This window comes from Actinomycetospora sp. (assembly GCF_036497245.1).
Taxonomy (GTDB): Bacteria; Actinomycetota; Actinomycetes; order Mycobacteriales; family Pseudonocardiaceae; genus Actinomycetospora.
Genome location: NZ_DASXJS010000204.1, coordinates 1 through 4,923 on the forward strand (window position 1 = coordinate 1; position 4,923 = coordinate 4,923).

5 protein-coding genes are annotated in these 4,923 nt (G+C 72.1%); 4 read left to right on the forward strand and 1 reads right to left on the reverse strand.

Annotated features, from left to right (window positions below; all coding sequences use genetic code 11):
* The 4 genes from VGI02_RS21470 to VGI02_RS21485 all read left to right on the forward strand — a co-directional run.
* Positions 1–340 (forward strand): hypothetical protein (locus VGI02_RS21470; RefSeq protein WP_331630672.1); only part of this gene is annotated, 340 nt, incomplete at its 5' end.
* Between the two features lie 228 nt (positions 341–568).
* Positions 569–1,636, forward strand: a complete 1,068-nt coding sequence (locus VGI02_RS21475) for an SHOCT domain-containing protein (protein WP_331630673.1) — start codon at positions 569–571, stop codon at positions 1,634–1,636.
* Between the two features lie 947 nt (positions 1,637–2,583).
* The gene (locus VGI02_RS21480) at positions 2,584–2,874 is read left to right on the forward strand and encodes a hypothetical protein (RefSeq protein WP_331630675.1); all 291 of its coding nucleotides are present in this window, start codon (positions 2,584–2,586) and stop codon (positions 2,872–2,874) included.
* 116 nt (positions 2,875–2,990) lie between these two features.
* Positions 2,991–3,818 (forward strand): DUF4190 domain-containing protein, encoded by an 828-nt coding sequence (locus VGI02_RS21485; protein ID WP_331630677.1) that lies wholly within the window; start codon positions 2,991–2,993, stop codon positions 3,816–3,818.
* A gap of 120 nt (positions 3,819–3,938) precedes the next feature.
* Here the strand turns inward: VGI02_RS21485 and VGI02_RS21490 are convergent, their stop codons facing one another.
* Positions 3,939–4,814, reverse strand: coding sequence for an NAD(P)H-binding protein (locus tag VGI02_RS21490; protein WP_331630679.1), 876 nt, complete (start codon positions 4,812–4,814; stop codon positions 3,939–3,941).
* Positions 4,815–4,923: the final 109 nt, after the last annotated feature.

Genomic DNA, 4,923 nt, shown 5'->3' on the forward strand with positions numbered 1-4,923 from the left:
CGACGGGCCCACGCCCGCCGAGCAGTTCTCCGCGATCACGCGTCGCGGGAACGCGACGTTGACCCAGGCCCGGGAGCAGTGGACCGGGCAGGCCGGCGAGATCGGCACCGCGGTGCGCGAGCGGGCCGGTCATGCCTGGGACAACCCGGAGCACGTCCTCGACGCGGTCTTCGACCTCGTCATCCGGCTGGTGGACCAGCAGCGCGAGTTCGCCCGGGGGGTGCTGCGCGCGACAAGCCAGATCCGGCGCTCCGCGGGAGCCGGCATCCAGGACTCGGTCAAGGCCGTCGACCTCGAGGTGCATCACGCCACCAGCTGGTCGGAGCGCCGCGCGAGCTGACCTGGGCTACCCGGCGACGGGGCCCAGGAGCCGCCGCAGCAGGTCGACTCGCGCGACCGCTGCGGCGGCTGGTGTGGGGTTCTCCGGCAGCTGGTCGTGTGATCACGGGGCCTACATCGACCGGCGCGTCCGTGGGCCACGTCGGCGCGACGCTGACCGGGCACGGCCGGGTCCGAGGTGGTCGTGCGGTTAGGGTCGCCGCTTCGCATCCGTGGAGGGGGACCGTCGATGCAGCCGATGATCGGCACCAAGGTCAAGGAACGGCACGCGCAGAAGTGGCTGGCGGCCATCGCGCCCCGGCTCTACCCGGGCGAGGTGGTGACCGCCCTCTCGAAGACCAACATGCTGCGTCCTCAGTGCGACGCCGTGGCGGTCACCAACGCACGCGTCGTCGCCTTCCTGGGGCTCGACGTCGAGACGGCCGGCTTCAAGCGGGAGGTCGTCGCCGACTCGATCGCCCGCGCGGACATCGTCAAGCGCACCTTCGGCGCGAACACGTTGATGATCACGACGCGAGGCGGCGAGGAGCTCGGACTCGGGGACCTGCCCGCGGCGGACCAGGAGATGGTTCTCGGCGTCGCACGCCACCTCGGCCTGACCGGTGCGGCACCGGAGGTGCGGCAGGCCGTGGCGCACCAGGCCGAGCTCGACCGGCGCAGCGACGCCGCGTGGGGCGGTATCGACGTCCTCGGATCGCAGCCCAGCGACAAGGCCTGGAAGGCGCTGAAGGATCACTGCTCGCCCGGCGAGGTGCCGTGGTTCGTCATCGGATCCGGGGCGGGTGGGGTCTTCGCCGCGTTCGACGACCGGGCCATGATCGTCAAGGTCGGCGGGATGACCAGCATGATGGCGGGCTCGTTCGGTGGGGGCCGGGTGACGACGTTCCCCTACGGTGAGATCACCGGGATCGAGTACAACTCGGGCCTCGCGAGCGGGGTGCTCGAAGTGCTGACACCGAGCTACAGCGGCACGGCCAACAAGGACTACTGGCGCGGGACGCGCAGCTCCCGCAACGCCGACGCGAACGACCCGTGGACCTTGTCGAACACGCTGCCGCTGGGGCGGGCGATCTACCAGCGCGCGCTCCCGCGGCTGAACGAGATGCGCGCCCGCATCGCGGAGGCCAAGCGCCCGACGGTCGTCGTCCCCGCGAGCCAGCCACAGCCGCCGTCCGGACCGTCCGGGGTGGCAGACGAGCTGGGCAAGCTCGCGGCGTTGCGCGACCAGGGCGTGCTGGAGGACCACGAGTTCCAGTCCGCGAAGCAACGCATCTTGGCTCGTCACGGCTTGGGCTGACCGACTCGCCTCAGCACTCGGACTTCGGGATGTACCCCTTCTGGCACCCGAGTCGTGCTGCAGATCGGAGCTCGACGGCTCCCGGCCCGCGGCGCGTCCCGGGTCGAGGTAGCCCTGGTACTCGGTACACGCCGAGTTGAAGACGCCGCGACCGACCGCGCGACGGCCGCACCCGGGGCCGGTGTCGGCGCCGGTGCGGGCGACCACATGGGTCGCGGTAGCCGTGCTTCGCGAGCTGGAGCGGGTGGACGACGCGGTCGTGCGCGTGGTCGTCGTCCGCGACGGCGAGGTGGAGGTCGGCGTCGTCGCCGCCGGGACGATCGGGGGTGCGACGGACGGCAGAGCGGGCGCCGCAAGAGGCGTCGGAGGCGGTGTCGTCGTGGAGCCCGCCGTCATCATCCCCGCCACGAGGAGGACGACGGCGGCTGCGGCAGCGACCGCCACCGTCACGACCAGTCGCCGTCGCGGCCGACCGACGCGATGAGCCGCGCGCGACCGCTTCGACGGCCGGGCGTGCGAGGTGGGCCGCCCCGTCTCGGCGGGAGCGGGGCCGGTCGACCGGGCTTGAGCGTCGTCGTCGGCGTCGGGGGTGTTCTCGGCGATATGCCGGGTCGGTGCCTCGTCGGAGTCCGGGGCCGCATGTCGGCCGGAGACCACTGTCGTCGCCTCGTCATCCGGCATCCGGGCCCCCTCGAGTCCATGGCGGACTACGTCACTGCTGGGCTCAACGCCGAATCACCCGTCCGGGTGACTCGATCGGACACGGACGATCCGCCGGGCCTGCAAGCGCATCAGCGACCCGAAAGGCCGGCGGGCGGGGTCTGGTCCCTCGACCGGAGTGGCAGGTCCGTCCATTCGGACGCATCGGGAGAAATGCGTAGAGCGCCACGGAGCGCCACAGAGAATCCTCATGGGCAGCGTAGACCGGTGCTCGAGGAGGAAAAGCCATGGACATCAAGTGGAGGTACGGCCTGATCGCGGTGATCGCTGCGCTGCTGGCGATCGTGGTGCTGGTGGTGGTCGCGATGTTCCGTTATCCGGCGGCCGAGGTGAACAACGTGGTCGGGACTGCTCTGGGGGCTATCGGCACCCTGGTCGGGGCCTACTTCGGGGTGCAGGTCGGCTCTGCGGGCAAGGCGGAGGCCGAGAAGGCCAAGGACGTGGCTCAGGAGCGGGTCGTCCAGCTGGCCGCCGCCGCGCCGGTCGAGACGGGGGTCCCGATCGTCAAAGCCTCCTGATCTTCGACGCTCGGCAGCTCTCCCCTTCGTGCCACAGCGCGGCGCCTCTCTCTTGACCACACCTTCACACCGAGGTCTCTCGTTGTGGAGGCAGTCGGTACCGAGGGGGGATCGGGATGACATCTCGGCACGGAGCGCAGCCACCGGAGGCGTCCAAGCTCGTCGTGATCGGCGTGCTTCTCGCCCTCGCGGCGTTGATCTTCAGCTTCTTCGCCCAGCCGCTCGCGTTCCTGTTCCTCGTGGCGTCCCTGATCATCGGGATCGTCGTGCTGGTCAGGGCGCGGAGTGGCCGGGGCGGCAGGAGCCCGGCGATCGCGATGATCGCGGTCTCGATCCTGGCGTTCATCATCGCCGTGGCGACGAGCCCGGCGACACCACAGCCGGCGCCGGTCGCCGCGCCCGCGAGCGTGCCACCGCCGATCGACCCGAACCTACTGCCCGCTGACGTCGTCGTCGCGAATGTGCAGTCACCGGACAACCTGATCACGACGGCGGGCCGGCGCCTGCACGTGACGATGATGCAGGGTCACCCGGCCGCCGACGCCTGCCAGACGGGCACGAACGCGGCCACCGCCACCAGGCTCGTGCAGAACCAGCAGGTCCATGTCAGCGCGCCGGACCCGGTCCACCTCGACGTGGCCTCGGCGGTCCCGCCGGGGTTCCAGCCGGTGGTGCTGACGCTGCCCGACGGCACGGACTACGCGCAGACCTGGGCCCAGAACGCCGCGGAGAACTGGCAGTCGGAGTGTGTGACTACCGAGCCGGCGCCGACGTCGGAGGCCGCGGCCCCGACGACCACCACCTCCTCGGACATCGACGTCGACCGCCCCTACGTGCCGGCGCCCGACACCCACGTCAACACGAGGGTCCACACCGGGCACTCCGGTCACCCGTGCCTGCCGGGGGAGCGCGACGGCGACCACGACGGGTACTGCGGGGAGTAGGCGCCCGGGGGTCTCGGCGTCGGAGGTCGACATGGCCGGGGGACGGCACCGGCGGTGGGTCGCCGGACCGCAACCGTGACGCCACGTACGCACGGACCGCTCGGGTCCTCGGCGGGCGGGTCAGCTCGCCCGGCCGGGAGCGGGCCACCAGTCGATGTCGGCCACCGGGGTCGCCGGCGTACCGGTGAGGCGCGGCACGACATCGGTGACCGTCGCGAGCCCGCCCTGTGCGATCGCCAGGTACCAGGAGATCCAGCTCTCGATCTGCTCGCCGGACAAGCCCAGGTGCCGGCGTCGGGCGAACGCCTCCTCCGGGGTCTCGGCCACGTAGCGGTACGGACGGCCGCTTGCCACGGCGATCTGCCCGATCTCCTCCTCGAGGGTCAGCGCCTCCGGGCCGGTGACCTCGAGGACGGCGTCGTCGTGCCCGCCGTCGTCGTGGACGATCAGGCCGGTGATCACCGCGGCGATGTCCTCGTGCGCGACGAAGGCGACCCGCCCTGACCCGCCAGGGCCGCGCACGACGAGCTCGTCGTCGGCGAGCGACGCCGGCGTCGAGGCGTAGATGCCGGCCCGGACCACCGTGTGGCGGACCGGCGCCGAGGCGAGGAACTGTTCGGTGAGCCAGTGGTCGCGGGCGTTGCGGTAGACGGCATCGGGCGCCGCCCCGAGCAGCGATACGTAGAGCACCCGCTCCACCCCGGCCTCGGCCGCGGCCTCCACCACGGTGGCATGCTCCTCGAGCCGCCGGCCGGTGGGCCGCCCGGACACCAGCACGAGCGTCGACGCGCCCTCGACCGCCGCGCGCATCGCAGAGTGGTCCGCGTAGGCGGCCGGGCCACGGTGCAGCGCTCCGGGCAGCTCGGGGAGCCGTGCGGGGTCGCGACCGACCAGGAGTTGTGGGATGTCCTGCTCGGCCAGCCGGCGGGCCACCCGGCTGCCGAGGGCACCGGTGGCGCCGGTGACCGCCACGGTGACGTGGTCTCGGGTCGGCATCGATCGATCCTCCGTCCTCGGGCTCGTGATCACAGTGTCGGGGGTCCGCCTACCGAGGCCCGGCTGCGCCGTCGGGGTCCACTGCTCACTCGTTCGAGTGGTCCGGTGC

What these genes read in the sequence shown, in the direction of transcription:
- VGI02_RS21475 (WP_331630673.1), top strand. Translation starts at nt 569, where the DNA reads ATGCAGCCGATGATCGGCACCAAGGTCAAGGAACGGCACGCGCAGAAG.
- VGI02_RS21480 (WP_331630675.1), top strand. Translation starts at nt 2,584, where the DNA reads ATGGACATCAAGTGGAGGTACGGCCTGATCGCGGTGATCGCTGCGCTG.
- VGI02_RS21485 (WP_331630677.1), top strand. Translation starts at nt 2,991, where the DNA reads ATGACATCTCGGCACGGAGCGCAGCCACCGGAGGCGTCCAAGCTCGTC.
- VGI02_RS21490 (WP_331630679.1), bottom strand. Translation starts at nt 4,814, where the DNA reads ATGCCGACCCGAGACCACGTCACCGTGGCGGTCACCGGCGCCACCGGT.